This is a genomic window from Streptomyces sp. SID8352 (assembly GCF_009862265.1).
Classification (GTDB): Bacteria; Actinomycetota; Actinomycetes; order Streptomycetales; family Streptomycetaceae; genus Streptomyces.
The window spans coordinates 13,641-30,551 of the sequence record NZ_WWGX01000083.1; the positions used below are offsets into that span (position 1 = coordinate 13,641).

13 protein-coding genes and 1 riboswitch are annotated in these 16,911 nt (G+C 74.2%); of the genes, 5 read left to right on the plus strand and 8 right to left on the minus strand.

Annotated features, from left to right (window positions below; translation table 11 throughout):
* Window positions 1-5 precede the first annotated feature (5 nt).
* From GTY84_RS25275 to GTY84_RS25285, 3 genes are read left to right on the plus strand one after another with little or no spacing between them, the layout of a single operon-like run.
* A complete protein-coding gene (locus GTY84_RS25275) occupies window positions 6-1,331 on the plus strand; it encodes an aminotransferase class III-fold pyridoxal phosphate-dependent enzyme (RefSeq protein WP_161228703.1) in 1,326 nt (441 codons plus the stop codon).
* Between the two features lie 13 nt (window positions 1,332-1,344).
* Window positions 1,345-2,631: an FAD-dependent oxidoreductase gene (locus tag GTY84_RS25280; protein ID WP_161228704.1), complete on the plus strand. Its 1,287-nt coding sequence runs from the start codon at window positions 1,345-1,347 to the stop codon at window positions 2,629-2,631.
* A gap of 43 nt (window positions 2,632-2,674) precedes the next feature.
* A complete protein-coding gene (locus tag GTY84_RS25285) occupies window positions 2,675-3,412 on the plus strand; it encodes an SDR family NAD(P)-dependent oxidoreductase (RefSeq protein ID WP_161228705.1) in 738 nt (245 codons plus the stop codon).
* Between the two features lie 60 nt (window positions 3,413-3,472).
* Here GTY84_RS25285 and GTY84_RS25290 read toward each other — a convergent pair whose 3' ends face one another.
* Window positions 3,473-4,240 (minus strand): CbtA family protein, encoded by a 768-nt coding sequence (locus GTY84_RS25290; protein ID WP_161228706.1) that lies wholly within the window; start codon window positions 4,238-4,240, stop codon window positions 3,473-3,475.
* 23 nt (window positions 4,241-4,263) lie between these two features.
* Window positions 4,264-4,485 carry a CbtB-domain containing protein gene (locus GTY84_RS25295; protein ID WP_161228714.1) on the minus strand — a complete coding sequence of 74 codons (222 nt, stop codon included), beginning with the start codon at window positions 4,483-4,485 and terminating at the stop codon, window positions 4,264-4,266.
* A 37-nt stretch (window positions 4,486-4,522) separates the two neighbouring features.
* Window positions 4,523-4,661: riboswitch (cobalamin riboswitch) on the minus strand.
* A gap of 487 nt (window positions 4,662-5,148) precedes the next feature.
* Between GTY84_RS25295 and GTY84_RS25300 the strand changes: the two genes are divergently transcribed.
* A complete protein-coding gene (locus GTY84_RS25300) occupies window positions 5,149-6,564 on the plus strand; it encodes a PD40 domain-containing protein (protein WP_161228707.1) in 1,416 nt (471 codons plus the stop codon).
* Between the two features lie 64 nt (window positions 6,565-6,628).
* On the opposite strand, the gene wrbA is transcribed toward GTY84_RS25300, so the two are convergent.
* Window positions 6,629-7,231 (minus strand): NAD(P)H:quinone oxidoreductase, encoded by a 603-nt coding sequence (wrbA, locus tag GTY84_RS25305; RefSeq protein WP_161228708.1) that lies wholly within the window; start codon window positions 7,229-7,231, stop codon window positions 6,629-6,631.
* Window positions 7,232-7,525: 294 nt separating this feature from the next.
* Here wrbA and GTY84_RS25310 point away from each other — a divergent pair, with 294 nt between their 5' ends.
* Complete coding sequence (locus GTY84_RS25310) at window positions 7,526-7,984, plus strand: GreA/GreB family elongation factor (RefSeq protein ID WP_161228709.1); 459 nt, start codon at window positions 7,526-7,528, stop codon at window positions 7,982-7,984.
* 382 nt (window positions 7,985-8,366) lie between these two features.
* Here the strand turns inward: GTY84_RS25310 and GTY84_RS25315 are convergent, their stop codons facing one another.
* The 5 genes from GTY84_RS25315 to GTY84_RS25335 form a co-directional block, all read right to left on the minus strand.
* Complete coding sequence (locus GTY84_RS25315; protein ID WP_345943521.1) at window positions 8,367-9,608, minus strand: pyroglutamyl peptidase; 1,242 nt, start codon at window positions 9,606-9,608, stop codon at window positions 8,367-8,369.
* Window positions 9,609-9,972: 364 nt separating this feature from the next.
* Window positions 9,973-11,373 (minus strand): MFS transporter, encoded by a 1,401-nt coding sequence (locus GTY84_RS25320; RefSeq protein ID WP_161228710.1) that lies wholly within the window; start codon window positions 11,371-11,373, stop codon window positions 9,973-9,975.
* Between the two features lie 19 nt (window positions 11,374-11,392).
* Entirely contained in the window at window positions 11,393-12,115 is a 723-nt protein-coding gene (locus GTY84_RS25325; protein ID WP_161228711.1) for an SGNH/GDSL hydrolase family protein, read from the minus strand.
* Window positions 12,112-13,536, minus strand: coding sequence for a cytochrome P450 (locus tag GTY84_RS25330; RefSeq protein WP_161228712.1), 1,425 nt, complete (start codon window positions 13,534-13,536; stop codon window positions 12,112-12,114). Before GTY84_RS25330 ends, GTY84_RS25325 begins: the two co-directional genes overlap by 4 nt.
* A gap of 136 nt (window positions 13,537-13,672) precedes the next feature.
* Window positions 13,673-16,837, minus strand: coding sequence for an SDR family NAD(P)-dependent oxidoreductase (locus tag GTY84_RS25335; RefSeq protein WP_202551727.1), 3,165 nt, complete (start codon window positions 16,835-16,837; stop codon window positions 13,673-13,675).
* Window positions 16,838-16,911: the final 74 nt, after the last annotated feature.

The following is a 16,911-nucleotide window of genomic DNA, read 5'->3' on the forward strand; positions in this document are numbered from 1 at the left end:
CCGCCATGCCCGCGGCACTCATACCGTCCTCGGCCCGTGTCCTTCCCCTGGCCGTCCGGGGGCAGGGGGCACGCATCCACACGGCCGACGGCCGCGACTACATCGACGGCTCCTCCGGACCGCTCGCGGCGAACCTGGGCCACGGCCACCCCGCGATGCTCGACGCGCTGCACCGCCAGTCGCACGAGCTGGTGTTCGCGCACCGCGGCCAGTTCCGCAACGCTCCGGCCGAGCGCCTGGCGGTCGAGGTGGCCGCCCGGCTCGGCCCCGGCTTCGGACGGTCCTCGTTCGTCTGCGGCGGCTCGGAGGCCGTCGAACTCGCCATGAAACTGGCCCATATGACCTGGGCCGCCGAAGGGCGGCCGGGCAAGCACCGGTTCGTCTCGGGCGGGGTCAGCTACCACGGCAACACGCTCGGCGCGATGAACCTGAGCGGACAGCCCCGGTACTCGTCGGCGTTCAGGCCCCTGGTGCGCGGTGAGCAGACCATCACCGTGCCCCAGACCTTCCGACTCGGCGTTCCGGACGGGAGCACCGCGGCACGGGAGGCGATCGCCCGGCTGCGGGCCGAGTTCGCCGCCCTCGACGTCGAGCACACGGCGGCCGTGGTGCTGGAGGGCGTCGGCGGCTCGTCCTCCGGGGTGGTCGTTCCGCCGCCCGGGTTCTTCGAGGAGCTGCGGGCGCTGTGCGACGAGCACGACGTGCTGTGGATCTGCGACGAGGTCATGTCGGGCTTCGGCCGTACCGGCAGGTGGTTCGCGTTCCAGCACTCGACCGCCGTCCCCGACATCGTGTGCTTCGCCAAGGGCGTCGCGGGCGGATACGCCCCCCTGGGCGGCGTCACCGTCTCCGACCGGGTCTGGGAACGCATCAGCACCGCCTTCCCCTCCGTCGCGGCGGGGCACACCTTCACGAACTTCCCGCTCAACTGCGCCGTGGGCCTCGCCGCGCTGGCCGTCATCGAGGAGGAGGACCTGCTCCGGCGCGTCACCGAACGGGGGGAACGGCTCGGCCGGCAGCTCGGGGTGATCGCAGAGCGGGCCGGGATCATCGGCGACGTCCGCGGCACCGGCTACATGTGGGGGCTGGAGTTCACCCTTCCCGGCACCACCGAGCCGTTCGACCCCGCCCTGGACGTCACGGCGCGCGCGGTCGCCGCGGCGGCGGAGCACGGTCTCCTCGTCTACCCCGCGCGGCTGTGCGCCGGCGACGGGCTCGGCGACGCGCTCATCGTCGCCCCGCCCCTCAACTCGACCGACGACGAGCTCGACGACCTGCTGAGCCGCCTCGACGACAGCCTCCGCTCCATCCGCGCATCTCTCGACATCTGACTGGGACCCACTGATGAAGAACACCTCCCCTCGCACCGTCGCGGTCATCGGAGCGGGAGCGGCCGGCCTGGCCGCCACGCGCGAACTGACCGAACGCGGGTACGCGGTGACCTGCTTCGACCGGGACGACCGCGTCGGCGGCCACTGGAACCACGACTACGAGGCACTGCACCTCATCACGCCGAAGTCGACATCGATGTTCCGCGGCTTCCCCCAGCCGGCCGACTACCCGGCCTACCCCAGCCGCGACCAGATCATCGCCTACATGGAGTCGTTCGCGCGGCGGTTCGACCTGCTGCGGCACATCCGGCTCGGGACGGCCGTCGCGGACGTGCGGCCCGTCGGCACCGGCGACGGTTTGAACGGATGGGAGGTGGAGCTGGGCACGGGCGAGACCCTGCCGTTCGACGCCGTCGTCGTGGCCAACGGCCACCTCCACCACCCGTACGTGCCCGAACTGCCGGGCGAGTTCGCGGGAAAGGTCCTGCACTCGGTGGACTACCGCAACACCGGTGACCTGGACGGCGAACGGGTCCTCGTCATCGGCTCCGGGAACTCCGGCTGCGACCTGGCGGTGGACGCCGCGCAGGCCCGCCACGAGGTGAGCATCTCCATCCGGCACGGCTTCGTCTTCATGCCGAAGTCGATCCTGGGCCGCCCGCGCGCCGAACTGCCCACCCAGAAGCTCCCGCCGAGGCTCGCGGCGCTCGTCCTGCGCTATCTGGTCCGGGTCAGCGTCGGCCGCCCCGAGCAGTACGCCGGGCTGCCGAAGCCCCCGTCGCGCGACCTCACCAAGCAGCGCTCGATCGTCAACGACCTCCTCCCCTACTGGATCCAGCACGGCCGGGTCCGGGTCCGCCCGGCCGTGGCCGAGGTGCGGGGCACCACGGTGACCTTCGACGACGGGACGAGCGACGACTTCGACACGATCCTGCTCGCGACCGGGTTCCGCTACGAGGCGTCCTTCCTCTCCGAGAGCGTGATGAGGCGGGAGAACGACATGCCGCGCCGCTGGGCCTCCGGCACCCTCGTCGACGGGCTCTCCAACCTGTTCCTCGTGGGGCTCATCGCGCCCATGGGCGCGCAGTGGCCGGTCTACGACCAGCAGGCCGCGCTGATCGGGGACCTCATCGAACTGCAGGGGGCCTCCCCCACCGCACCGATCGTCCGCGAGTTCCAGAAGGGCGACGAGGGCTTCGGCGACCTCGAACTCCAGCGTCCGGCGTGGGACGCCATGCACCGGTCCACGCTCGGCACGGTCGCCCGCGTCCGCCGGGGCCTCCTCGGCGCCACCGCCTGACGCCACCGCACCCGACCGACCATCCCCGAGAGAGGACCAGATCATGACCACCGACTTCACCGGCAGGACCGTCGTCGTCACCGGCGGCGCCCGCGGCCAGGGCGCCGCGCACACCACCCTGTTCGCCGAGCGGGGCGCCACCGTCTACGCCCTCGACCTGCTCGACGACCTCGGCGCGGCCCTCCAGGAGGATCTCACCGGCCGCGGCCTGAAGGTCGTGTACCGCCACCACGACGTGACGTCCGAATCCGACTGGGACGCGCTCACGGCCCACCTCGAAGAGGCGCACGGCGCCCTCGACGTCCTGGTCAACAACGCGGGCATCGTCCACACGGCGGAGATCCCGGAGGAGAACCTCGCACGGTTCGAACGGGTGCTCTCCGTGAACACCACGGGGGTGTTCCTCGGGATGAACAAGTGCTGGGCCCTGCTGTCCGACGCCCGCGGCGCCATCGTGAACGTCGCCTCCGTCTATGGCCTGCACAGCAATCCCGGCTATGTCGCGTACACGGCGAGCAAGGCGGCCGTCGTCGGGATGACCCGCACCGCCGCGGTGGAGGGCGCGGCCGTCGGCATCCGCGCGAACTGCGTGTCCCCGGGAACCGTGCAGACCCAGCAGCTCGCGGACGAGGGACGGTCCTACGTCCGTGAGGCGACCCCCATGGACCGCGGCGCCGACCCCTCCGAGATCTCCAGCGTGGTCGCGTTCCTCGCGTCACCGGCGGCCTCGTTCGTCACCGGCGTCGAGGTCCCGGTCGACGGGGGCTTCTCGGCGCACTGACCGCCGGGCCCGGGCGTCGCGAACCGCCCGCCCGGGCCCGGACCGGCTGCCTCCGGTGGTTCAGCGCGCGGTGGTGGCCGCCGCGGCCGGGGGCCGGGACGGGACGGCGCCCGGACGGAGCAGGCGCTGGGCCAGTTCGCCGAAGACGAGGCCGAACCCGGTCCAGAGGGTGATCTGCAGGGCGATCGCCGAGAGGCGGAACCGCCAGAGCAGGGCACCCGGGAATCCCTCCGGCACCTCGTTGACCGAGGGCAGGAAGGCGTACGCCAGCCCGGTCACGACGGCGAAGGCGGCGACGGCCGCGACCGTGGCCCACCAGGTGCCCAGGACGGGGGCGAGGCGCCGGCCGAACAGGGTCGCGGCGACGGCGAGGAGCACCGCGAGGACCATCATCAGGAGGTAGAGACCGGTCCGCCGGGCGATGGTGTCGCCGTCACCGACGGCGGGCGGGTTGGCCGGGTACTTCAGGAACGGGACGACGTAGAGGACGAGCAGGGCGCAGCCGGAGAGCAGCAGCGCCGTGGCCCGGGGCGAGAAGCGGCCGACCCGGCCCAGCGCGAAGCAGTACACGAGCGCGGCGATGCCGCCGAAGGCGACGCCGTAGAGCAGGATGCCGGTGGCGAGGCCCGCGGTGGACTGCAGCGAGCGGGAGACGAGTTCCTCCTCCTCACCGTGGTCGTGGCCGTGTGCGTGGGCCTCCTCGAAGCCGATCGCGCTGTCGATGTGCGGCTCGCCGAGGAAGTAGGCGACGACGAGGGCGAGCACGCCGGCGGCGAGGCCGGCGAGCATGCCCCGCACCAGGAGGTTTCTGACGGTTGCGGAGTTCATGGTGTCTGCTGGTTCCGCTCCGGTCAGTGGCAGGGGAAGCCGAGCAGGTGGCGTGCGTCGTGCACCCACTCGTGGACACCGGTACCGCTGAACACGGACGTGGCGCCCTGTTCGGCGCCGACGAAGTAGAGCACGATCAGCATGAGGACGCCGAGGAAGACCGCCCAGGGGGCAATGGACTTCACCGGAATCGTGGCGGGAACGACGGGTGTGGTGACGGTCGGCTGAGCGATGTGCTGCGCCATGGAGAGTTCCTCCTCGGGGAGTTCGCGTCCCATCTCAGGTGTGCATGACGACGGCCACGGGTCTGACTCACGCCTCCCCCGAGAGGGTGGCGCACACAGTGGCGCGACCGTGCCGGTTTCCCACCGGCTTCCGTTGCGCCGTCGTCGGTAACGGAGCGACGATACCCCTTGGCGGGGACATGGCCAATGGGTCCGGCGGCCGGGAGACCGTCCTCACAGCGGACCCCGGCCCGCCTTCCCCGTCGCGCCCTCCCGGCGGGGAGGTTGACGAACCGGGGCGACTGGCCCTTTCCGGTCGCGTTCGGGACCGGCCGCCGCCGGGCCGCGCCGCCCTCCCGGAGCGCGCGACCGCAGGCCGGAGTGCCGGCGGGCGGTGGCGCGGGCCGTGCGGCCGGGCGGCGGAGCGGCGGGTTGTGGACGTGCCCGTGCCGGAGGGGCGTTGACCGCGCGGAGCCTCCGGGGGTTGGCTTCCGCTGTCCGACAGCCGGAACCGCCCGGCGCCCGGGGAGGTGCGCGCCGCGCGAACGGCGCCCCGCAGGACGCCGGCCGGAGCACCGGCGCTTCACGGGAGGGGCGGCCATGAGCCGGAGAACGGATGGACGAACGCACGGGGGAACGGCACCGCGCGGCCGAAGGGCCCTGTGGCGGTGTTCGGTCCTGTCGGTGGCGCTGCTGGCGGGGGCCGCCGCGGCACTGCCCGCGGCGGCGGCGCCCGGCACGGGCCCGGTGCGGGTGAGCACGGGCGCCGGGGGCGCGCCCTCCGACGGCGACTCGTACGCCAACGGGCTGAGCGGGAACGGACGGTACGCGCTGTTCTCCTCCGACGCCGCCAATCTGGTGCCCGGGGACACCAACGGCGCCACGGACCTCTTCGTCCGCGACCTGCGCACCGGGCGGGTCGAGCGGGTCGACGTGGGGACGGACGGGAGGCAGAGCGCCACCGGGGTGACCGAGGGGGCGATCAGCGGCAACGGCCGCTACGTCGCCTTCGTCGCGGCCAACGACGGGCTGGTCACCGGTGAGGCGGACGGCGGCTCGGACGTCTACGTCCGCGACCTCGCCGCCCACCGGACCCGGCGGGTGACCCGCCCGGCCCCGGGTGCGCCGGCCGACCACGAGGGATCGATGGGCCCGCTGGTCATCAGCCGTGACGGGCGGTACATCGCCTTCCAGTCCAAGCGGCAGGACCTCGATCCGGGGCGGACCAGGACCTATCCGGTGCTGAACATCTTCGTCGCCGACCGCGCCACCGGCGTGTCCCGGGTGGTCAGCATCGGGGCCGACGGTTCGCCGTCCAACGGGCCCTCGGTGGAACCGGGCATCAGCGCCGACGGCCGGAAGGTCACCTTCACCTCCAGGGCCACTAACCTGCTCCCCGACGACGGCTCCGGGACACCCGGGGAGGACCCCGGCGGGACGGGCGGCGCGGAGGCGGACGGGCACGACGGCGCAGGGGCAAACGGGCACGACGGCGCGGGGGCGGACGGGCAAGGCGGCGCGGGGGCGGACGCCCCGGGCGTCCTCAAGCCGCGCGCCTACCCGCTCTACCTGTACGACCTGGACTCCGGCCGGACCAGCGGGGCGAGCGTCAACCCCGACGGCAAGCTGACCGGGGTGGCCCCGGCGAGCAGCTCGGTGGCCCCCGACGGGCGGCACGTGGTCTTCATCGGCTGGGAGATCGACCGAAGGGCCGTCACCACCCACCGCTACGTCGCCTACCTGCGCGATCTGCGCACCGGGAGGACGACCCAGGTCGGCCGGGGCCTCGGCGGCGCCGACGGCACCGGCGAGGACACCTCCGCCGTGATGAGCGCGGACGGCCGCTGGGTGTACTTCACCTCGGACTCGGACAACCTGGTGCCGGGTGACACCGACGGCCGGACCGGTGTCTTCCGCCACGATCCGCGCGGCGGCCGTACGGAGCCGGTACGCACCCCGTCGGACACGAGGGACGAGTTCCTGCCGCCTCTGATCGACGCGCACGGCCGGACGCTGCTGTTCACGGAGTACCAGGACACCGCCCCGGACGACGCCAACGGCTTCTCCGACGTGTTCGCCCTGCGCACGCGCCGCCGCTGACGGGGGACCGCGCGGTGCGCGCCCGGGGGCGGCTCCCGGCGGCCCCGTAGGGCCCCCCCCGGGCTCAGCTCGCGAGCTGGGTGGTGATGTCGGCGAGGTGGCGCCCCTGGTAATGGGCCGCGTCGAGGGTGGCCCCGTCGGGGCGCTCGTTGCCGCCGCTGGGCCAGCTCGTGCCGTAGGGGTTGCCGCCGGCCGCGAACAGCAGCGGGTCGGTGTATCCGGGCGGGACGATGATGTTGCCCCAGTGGTAGAAGACATTGTTCAACGAGAGGATCGTGGACTCCTGCCCGCCGTGCCGGTTCAGCGAGGACGTGAAGCTGGTGGCCGGCTTGTTGTGGAAGACACCCGCCTGCCACAGCCCGCCGGTCTGGTCCATGAACTGCTTGAGCTGGGAGGACACGTTCCCGAAGCGGGTCGGGGTGCCGAAGGCGTAGGCGGAGGCCCACTCCAGGTCCTCCAGGGTCGCCACCGGCACGGAGTTCTTGGTCGCGTCCACATGGGCCCGCCACGCCGGGTTGGCGTCGATCGCGGAGTCGGGGGCGAGTTCCTCCACCCGGCGCAGCCGCACCTCGGCGTTGCGGCTCTCCGCCCCCTTCGCCAGGGCCTCGGCCAGGGCGTGGACGTTCCCCGTGGCGCTGTAGTAGATGACGGCGACGCGGATGCTCATGCGGGGTGCCCTTCCGGACGGTGACAAGACGACAGCCCCACTCTGCGGCCGGACCCGGCGCCCCGCCCCCGCAGGCGCCGACGCCTGGTGCGCCCGGGTGACGGGCGCGCCGGGCGGCCCCTCGGGTCCGCGCGGGGCGGGGCGGGGCGGTGCACCGCTCCCCCACCGGGAGGACGGCGGGCGATTCCTCCCCGTTCGTGCGCTGCCGCCCCTGCGCCTACGCTGGTGGGGTCGGCCGCGCGGCCGTACGCCGCCCGACCGTGCCGTTCCGTACGACCACCTCCGGGAGCGACCATGAGCGGTGAGCCGGAACCGATCAGTGCCGAGGCCCGCCGGGCGGTGCGGCGGGACCGCGACGACCTGCGGACGGAGCGCGACGCGGTGGCCGCGACGCTCGGTGACGCGGACGCGCCGGGCGACGAGGCCGACCGGGCCGACGAACTGAGGCGCGCGGACCGGCTGCGGCGGATCGACGACCGGCTCGACGAGCTGACCGAGCGGCTGCGCCGGGCCGACACGGCGGGACCCCCGCGCGAGGACGTGATCGCCGTCGGCACGACCGTCCGGGTGCGTTTCGGCGACGGCACCGAGCGGACCCTTTCCATCGGTGAGACGGCGACGCCGGAGGACCTGGACGTGGTCACCGCGGACAGCCCGCTGGGCCTGGCACTGCTCGGGCACCGGGCCGGTGCGCGCGTGGACTACCGGACCCCCGGCGGACCGGACACCGCGACGGTCGTCTCGCTGGGCTGAGTGCCGGGGCCTTCGGGGCCGTCGCCGGGCAGTGGCTGCCGCGGGGCCGTCTGCGGAGCCCTGCCGCGGGGCCGTGCACGGGGTTGTCCGCGGCGCGCCTCTCCCTCCACGGTTGCCCTCCCGCGAGTCCGTCGCGGTCCCGGCGGGGCCGCGCGGCGCATCGCGGCGGCCCGGGGGCCCGGCGAAGGGCGCCGCGCACGTCGGGGCCGGTCCGGTGTGCCGGACCCGGTGCACGGGTGGTCCGGCGCCCCGGTGGCAGGGCGGTGACTCCGGGGCGGCGTCTCCCCGCGCGGGCCCCGGGGGCCGGCCGGCCCGGCGGGGACGGGATGGACGGCGGGGACGGCGGGGATGGCGGGGACGGCCACCCCGCCCGGTCTCCTGGTCAGCTCCGGGCCGCCGCCACGCCGAGGATCGCCCGCACCTGGGCGATGATGTCCACCCGGTTCCGCACGAGCCCGGCGTCGGTGACCGTACCCGTCGCCGGGTCGGTGTTGCCCGCGCCGAACTCCAGTACCGGGGTGTGCAGATGACCACCGCGCAGCCGGGTGAGGCCCAGGCGGTCCCGCAGCAGGGTGGCCCGGTAGGCGATCTCGTTCGACAGGTAGTCCCCGCCGGCGCCCGCCCTGGCCCGCGAGCCGGGCGTCGGCCCGTCCGGACGGACCGTCGGAGTGTCCGAACCGGCCGGGATCTCGGTCACCGCGGTGTTGTCGAGGACGGGGAAGCGGCCGGTCCGCGCCGCCGTGATCGCCGCGTGCGGGAGCGTCGTGGTCGTCCACTGCGGCTGGGACGCGGGGTCGCCCACCGGCACGGTCCCGGTGGACGAGAGGTTCTCGTTGTCCGGGAAGCCGCCGCGCCAGGCGCCGTTGGTGCGCTCCACGTCGAAGCGCCCCGGGCGGCCCTGGCTCACGGTGGTGAACAGGTCCACCTCCGGCAGGTGCGGGCGCAGGGCCCGTTCCACCGTGCCGTCGGCGAAGTCGGCCCAGCGGACGGGGAAGACTGCAGTCTCCACCCGGGCCGGCGAGCCGTCGGCGGTGCGCAGCAGGACGCCGTCCAGAGCGAGGGCGGTGGCGCCGGAGGGGTTGCTGATCCGGATGTCGCGGTCGAGCGTGAACGGGTCGAAGCCGGTCAGCAGGATCCGCTTCACTCCCTTGCCGCGGGGGAAGCGGATCGAGTCCTGGCCCCGGGAGGAGCGTTCCAGCCGGTCCAGCAGCCGCGCGCGCCCCTCGTCGGAGAGGCAGAACCGGGCCTGCCAGGAGCGCAGTTCACGGGTGAGGGAGAGCCGTGCCCAGTACAGCGGGCGGTCGTCGTCGCGCGAGAGGTCGCCGCGGGCGGGGCCACGGCCCTGGGCCCGGTCGACGGCCCGCTGCCACAGCCGCGCGCCGTGCCGGGCGACGGTCCGCTCGGCCTGCGCGAAGGAGTGAGCCCGGGCGAGTTCGGTGCGGAACTCCTCGTCCACGGAGGCGAATCCGCTGCGCCTGAGGATCTCCCTGGGCTCGGCCCGGTCGAGCCGTGCCTCCTCGACGCTGTCGCGCGGGGCGGGTCCGGGGGCGGCCGCAGCCTGCGGGACGACACCCGCGAGGGCGGCGGCGAGGGCGACGACGAGGGCGCTGCGTATCGTGGACACGGAGGGGTCCTTCCCGGTGGGGGGTGTGACGGGCCGTCGGCAGTATTCCGCCCCACGCTCCCCTGCCGCTACGGCTTCTCCCGGTCCCGGGGAGGAGCGTGCGCTTCCGGGGCGGGCGCGGTGCCACGGCGGGGGCCGGGAGTCGTACGGGTGCCCGTCCGGCCCCCGGAACGCCCCTTCGGGACGCGTCCTCGACCGGCCTCCCGCCGGGACCGCCCGGCCGGGCCGCCGACCGCGACCGCCACGGGAGTGCCCACGCCGCCGACGGTGACCTGCCGCGTCCGGCCCCCGCTCCTCCGGTCCAACCGCCCCCTCCGGTCCCGTCGTCCTCCCCCGCCGTCCCGGTCCGGCGAGGGAGACCGGGTCACCGCGCGACGGCTCCGGCCACCGGGACCAGCCGCGGGCCGGTGTCCCGGACCCCCAGCATCGCCACTCCGCCCGCCAGTCCGCAGGCCGCCATGAAGTACCAACTGGCGTGGAAGGCGGCCAGGTCGGGGCGAGTGCCGATGAGCGCGGCCACGACCGCCGCGCCGAGCGCGAGGCCGATCTGCCGGCACATGGAGACCATGGCCGTGCCGGTGGCGAAGCGTTCGGGCGGCAGCGGCAGCGTCGCCGCCCCGGACAGGCAGGGCAGGGCCAGGCCCGAGCCGATGCCGGCGATGATCCCGGCGGGCAGGAAGTCCGCCGCGTACGCGGGGTCGGCCCCGGTGGCCGTGGCCCACAGGAGGCCGCCGCCCGCGAAGAGGAGACTGCCCGCGCAGCCGACCAGACGGTTGCCGTACCTGGTGGCCAGCAGCCCGCCCGGTATGGCGCACACCGCCGCCATGAGCGGGCCGGGGGCCATCTCCAGCCCGGCGCGCAGCACCGAGTGCTGCCAGATCTGGGTCAGGAACAGGACCGCCCCGAGGGCCATGGCGCCGAACCCGGCGAAGAACAGCATGGTCGCGACGTTGGCCAGGGCCACGGCACGGATGCGCAGGATCGCGGGCTCGATCACGGGGGCCGGGTGGCGGACCGCCCGGACGGCGCTGAGCGCGATGCCGACCAGCCCGGCCGCGCCCAGCCCGAGGACCCGCACGTCGGTCCAGCCCCAGGTCTCGCCCTGGACGATGGCCGCGACCAGGGCGCCCACGGTGACGGCGAGGACCAGCGCGCCCAGCACGTCGGGCGAGGTGCGGGACTCCTCGCGCACCTCGCGCAGGGCCCATGCACCGACCAGGACCCCGGCGACGCCGACCGGCAGGTTCACCAGGAACACCCACTGCCAGCCCGCGTCGACGAGGAGCCCGCCGACGGGCGGGCCGAGGGCGGCCGCGGCGCCGCCCATCGCCGACCACAGCCCGACCGCTGCGCCCCGCCGCTCCAGCGGGAACAGCGGCAGCAGCAGCCCCAGGGAGCTGGGCAGCATCAGTCCGCCGCCGACGGCCTGCAGGGCCCGCGCGGCGACGAGCCAGCCCAGCGAGGGGGCCGCGGCGCACAGCGCCGAGGCCAGCGTGAACAGGGCCAGTCCGGCCAGGAAGGCGCGCTTGCGGCCGGACTGGTCCGCCCAGCGGCCCGCCGGGGCGAGGAGCGCCGCGAAGGTGATCGCGTAGACGCTCAGCACCCAGGACAGGTCGCTGAGGGTCGCCGTGGGGAAGGACCGGGCCAGGTCCGGGAAGGCGATGTTGACGATGAACAGGTCGAGCGAGGAGACGAAGACGCCGGTGAGGACGACCGCGATGCTCCAGCCCCGCCGCGGGACCGTCCCGCTGTCGGGTGGGGTCATGCCCCGGGCCTCCTGTCGGTCATGCGGTCCCTCCCGGCCGGGACCCGCCCGAGCTGAGATGGTCGGAGACGGCCCGCGCCCAGCGGCCGTACCCGAAGGCGGAGGGGTGGAATCCGTCGCGGGCGAAGAACTCCGGGGTGATCTCCATGATGTCGGTGGAGCCCATGAAGGTGGTCCGGGGCCGTTCCGCGCACACCGTCCGGGAGACCCGGTCGGCGGCCGCCGCCCGCTCGGCGCAGTAGCGCGCCAGGGCGGACGGCAGCGAGGGGAAGTCCGCGAACGGCGGGATGCCCACGACGACCACGGAGGCGGAGCGGTCGGCGAGTTCGTCGAGGATCGCGGCGAGGTCCTCGCCCCACTCCTCGGGGGCCCGGCGGCCCAGCACGTCGTTGGAGCCGGCGAGCAGCACGGCGAGGTCGTAGTCCCGGCCGAGCCGCGGGAGCAGCCGGTGGCGGACCCGGCGGCCGGTCGCCCCGTGCTGGCCGACGACCTCCCAGGTGACGGGGGCGCCGTGCCGTTCGGACAGGGCGCGGGCGAGGCTGCCGGGGAAGCCCTCGTCGTGGGAGTCCACGCCGCAGCCGGCGGCGGTGGACTCCCCGAGGACGGCGATCCGCAACGGGGTGCCGGGGGCGCCCTCGCCGACGGTGCCGGTCGTCGGCCCCCCGGCCTCGGGCAGCACCTCGGTCCTGGCCCGCACCCAGAGTCCCTGGGCGGCGATCAGGGGCATGAGCAGGGCGTTCATGCGCCTGCCGTCTGTGCCGCGGGAACGCGGGGGCGCAGTTCCATCCGGGCGAAGTCGGCGGGCACGTTGACGACGATCCGGCTGCGGGCCCGCTCGGGCTCGGGGTCGGAGACGTGCAGGTCGCACTGGCGGAGGACCTCGCCGATGACGGCCTTCATCTCCAGCAGGGCGATCCGGTCGCCGAGGCAGCGGATGCGTCCGCCGCCGAAGGGGATCCAGGAGTAGGTGCCGGGCTTGACGCCGATGAACCGCTCGGGCCGGAAGGCGTCCGGGTCCTCGTACAGGTCGGGGTCGCGGTTGAGGAGGAAGGCGCTGGCCCAGAGGTGCTGGCCGGGCTCGTAGCGGACGCCGCCGATCTCGATGGGCTTCTTGACCTCGCGGACGATGATGTTGGGGATGGAGGGCCGCAGCCGCAGCACCTCGTGGACCACGGCGGTGAGGTAGGTGTCCTCGCCCGCGGCCATCTCCTCGCGGATGCGGGCGACGGCCGCCCGGTCCCGGGCCAGGTAGACGAAGGCCCAGGCGATGGCGGCTGCGGTGGTCTCGGTCCCCGCGAGGAAGATGGTGGACAGCTCGTCGCGGATCTCGCTGTCGCTGAGCGCCCTGCCGTCGGGGTGGGTCATCTCCAGCAGCCGGGAGAGCAGGTCGTCGCCGCGGCGGCCGGCGTCGCGGTGCTCGTCGATCGTCTCGTAGACGAGGCGGTCCACCCGCTCGCGCAGCTTGAGGAAGCGCTCCAGGCCCAGCGGCCGGATCGCCCGCAGGACCCGCACCATCCGGGGCGGCATCTTGTGGAGCAGCATCGGGGACGCCGGACCGTTGTTGAACTCCATCATCTCCAGCAGCAGCCGGTGGAGTTCCTTCCAGCGGGACGGTCCCTCGGGTCCGTACACGACCTCGCGGATGACGTTCATCGTGAAGCTGTGGATGTGCGAGTGGAGCTGGACGGAGGTGCCGCGCGGCCAGTCGGCCACGTCGGTCCGGACCGTCTCGGTGATGGCCTCGGCGATCCGCTCCAGGGCACCGCCGTGGTAGCTGGGCATCATGGCCTTGCGGCGGACCTTGTGCTCGTCCTCGTCGAGCCAGGCCAGTCCGGACTGGCCGGTGTACTTCTCGATGGTGGCGGAGCCGTTGCCGGTGTGGAGGACGTCTGCGGGCGCGGTGAACATGGCCTTGACGTCGTCCGGGGTGGTGAGGACGTACACCGGGCGCGGAGGGAGGCGGATGCTGACCTGGAAGCGGGGGCCGTACTCCTTGCGGCAGTCCTCGACGAACGCCTGCGGGTTGGTCCAGTAGTTGTAGAGCTGGACGACCGCGTGCTTCTTCGACCCCGGGAGCGCGGTCGCGGGGATGGTGGCGGCCGGGGCGGCCGCGCCGTGGTCGACGGGGCAACGGGCCGCCGGGCCCGCCTCGGGGGTGTTCATCGGTGAGTTCTCTCCGCTCGTGTGGTTCGTGTTCACGTGTGCTGCTCCGGGTTGGCGTGGTGCGGCCGGGTCTGGCTCCGGCCGGGTCGGGTTCGGGTACGGGATCCGGGCGGGGGCCGCTTCCGGGGTTCGGGGGTCACGTCCGCAGCCACCTCCGGGTGGCCGCGGCGGTCTCGGCCGCCTCCGCCTCGATGAGGCCGAAGTGGTCGGCGGCGAGCTTGACCTCGGTGTCCGCGACGTCCCAGGACGGCCAGGTGTCCGCGGTCAGCGGCACATCGGCGCGGATCAGCAGGCTCGGGGCGGCGACCGGTACGGGGGTGTGGCCGGCGAGCAGGCCCATGTAGGCGCCCATCATGAGCCATTCGGCGTCGGTGACGGCCCCGGCGCCGGTGTCCCGGGCGAGGATCTGGGCCATCACCGCGCTGAAGACCCCGTTGGTCTCCTCCTCGGACTCCGGCATCGGCGTGTCGATCAGGACCAGTCCGGCCGGGGTGGTCCCGGCTGCCTCGAAGCGGGCTGCCACGGAGTGCGCCAGGACGCCGCCGGTGGAGTAGCCGACCAGGACGAAGGGCGCGTCGCCGACCGTCCGGGCGATCGACTCCGTGAGCACCTCGACGGCCGCGTCCCAGGAGCCGGGGGCCGGTTCGGCGTCCCGGTAGCCGGGCAGCGAGCAGGCGAACACGTCCCATTCCCCGTCGAACCCGTCGGCGAACCGCATGAACTGGTGCGGGCTCGACCCGACCACGAAGGACGGCACGCAGACGATCTTCGTCCGGGCGTCGCCCGAGGCCAGCCGCGCCACGTGTCCGGCCCCGCCCAGTTCGGCGGCCGAGCCGAACGCGGGCCGGAACCGGGCCGCGCCGGTCAGCAGCGGCACCGCCTCCGCGATGGCGCCTGAGGTGTGCGCGTGCCGCAGCAGCGCCCCGAGGGTGCCGCCGCCGGGGCCGCTCTCCACCGGGGCCGGTGCCGCCGCGGCCAGGTCACCGGCCTGGTCGAGGAGGAGAGCGGCGATGGCGCGCGGTGTCGGATGGTCGAAGACCAGCGTGGTGGCCAGCCGCAGGCCGGTGGCCTGGGTGAGCCGGTTGCGGAGTTCGACGGCGCCGAGCGAGTCGATGCCCAGCTCACGGAAGTCCCGCTCCCCATCGACGGCGGAGCCGGAGGCGTGACCGAGGACGGCGGCGACCTGGGTCAGGACGACGTCCAGGACCACCTGCTCCCGCTCCTCCTCCGGCACCCCCGCGAGCCGCCGCACCAGGGAGCCCGCGCCGGCGGGGTCGGTCCCCCGGCTCCGGGCGCGGACCAGGCCGCGGAACAGCGCCGGGAGCATCCCGGTCCGCGCCTGCGCCCTCAGTACGCCCAGGTCCAGGAGGACCGGCGCCAGCAGGGCCTCCTCCGACCGCCGCGCCCGGTCGAACAGGTCAAGACCCAGTCCGGTGGGCAGCGGGCCGACGCCCATCCGGGCGAGACGGGCGATCTCGGCCTCGCCGAGTTCACCGGCCATGCCGCCCGCAGTCGCCCACAGGCCCCACGCCAGCGAGGTCGCCGGAAGCCCGGCCGCCCGACGGGACGCGGCCAGCGCGTCCAGGAACGCGTTCGCAGCGGCGTAGTTGCCCTGGCCCGCGCTGCCGAACAGCGAGGCGACGGAGGAGAAGAGGACGAAGGCGGAGAGTTCGCTGCCGGCGGTCAGCTCGTGCAGGTGCAGGGCCGCGTCCAGCTTGGGCCGCATCACGCGGTCCAACTGCTCCGGGGTCAACGACTCGATGACACCGTCGTCCAGGACACCGGCCGCGTGCACGACCGCCGTCAACGGCCCCTCCACCGAGGAGATCACCGCGGCGAGCTGCTCGCGGTCGGCGACGTCGCACGCCTCCACCCGCACCCGCGCNCCCAGTTCCTCCAGCCCCGCCACCAGCCCGGGCACACCCTCACCGGCGGCACCGCGACGGCTGAGCAGCAGCAGGTTCCGGGCACCGTACTCCCGCACGAAGTGCTCCGCGAAAGCGGCACCCAGACCACCCGTGCCACCGGTGATCAGCACCGTGCCCCCGGGATCGAGCGGCGCCGGGACGGTCAGGACGACCTTGCCGACGTTGCGGCCCTCCCGCAGGAACCGGAACGCGTCCGCACCCCGCCGCACGTCCCAGGTACGGACGGGCGAGTGGGTCAGCGCGCCCCGGGCGAAGAGGGCGACGAGGTCCCGCAGCATCTCCTGGATCCGGTCGGGGCCGGCCTCCAGGAGGTCGAAGGAGACGTACCGGACGCCCGCACGGGCCCCGGCGACGGCTTCCGCGTCGCGGATGTCCGCCTTGCCCATCTCCAGGAACCGGCCGCCGCGCGGCAGCAGGTCCAGCGAGGTGTCGATGAAGTCGCCCGCGAGCGCGTTCAGGACGACGTCCACGCCCTCACCGCCCGTGACCCGCAGGAAACGCTCCCGGAAGCCCAGGTCACGGGAGGAGGCGATCCGCTCCTCCGCGACCCCGAGGGCCCGGACGGTCCCCCACTTCGGCTCGCTGGCCGTCGCCAGCACCTCGGCACCGAGGTGCCGGGCGATCTGCACGGCGGCCATGCCGACACCGCCGGCTGCGGCGTGCACCAACACCCTTTCCCCAGAGCGCAGTCCGCCCAGGTCCGTCAGCGCGTAGTACGCGGTGAGGAACACCAGCGGCATCGCCGCGCCCTGGGTGAACGACCAGCCCTCCGGCATGGGTACGACCATCCGGTGGTCGGTGATGCCGACCGGGCCGAACGGGTCCATCAGCAGACCCATCACACGGTCCCCGGGCACCAGCCCCGTGACCTCGGAACCGACCTCCAGCACCACACCGGCGGCCTCACTGCCGAGCGGCGCCTCACCCGGATACGTCCCCAACGCGATCAGCACATCACGGAAGTTCAGACCCGCCGCCCGGACACCCACCCGGACCTCCTCCGGACCGAGCGGACGCTCGGCGTCGGAGGGCAGCAGGGCGAGACCGTCGAGCGAACCACGCTCCCGGACACCGAGCCGCCAGGCCCGCCCCTCCGGCAACTCCTCCACCCGCGCCAGCCTCGGCACCAGCACCTCACCCGCACGCACCGCCAACTGCGGCTCCTCCGAAGCCAACAGCCCCACCCAGTCCGGAGCAACAGCGACATCCGCCACCCCAGCGGCACCCGCACCGGGCTCCGTCCGCGCGGCACCGTCCACGGTGCGCTCCGCACCGAGGTCGACCAGAGTGAACCGGCCCGGATTCTCCGACTGCGCCGTACGCACCAGACCCCACACCGGAGCCTGCACCAGATCCGGCGCCTCATCACCCACGGCAACACCGTTCCGCGTCACCACCACCAGCCGCGACCCCGACAACACCCCACTCGACAACCAGCGCTGCAACA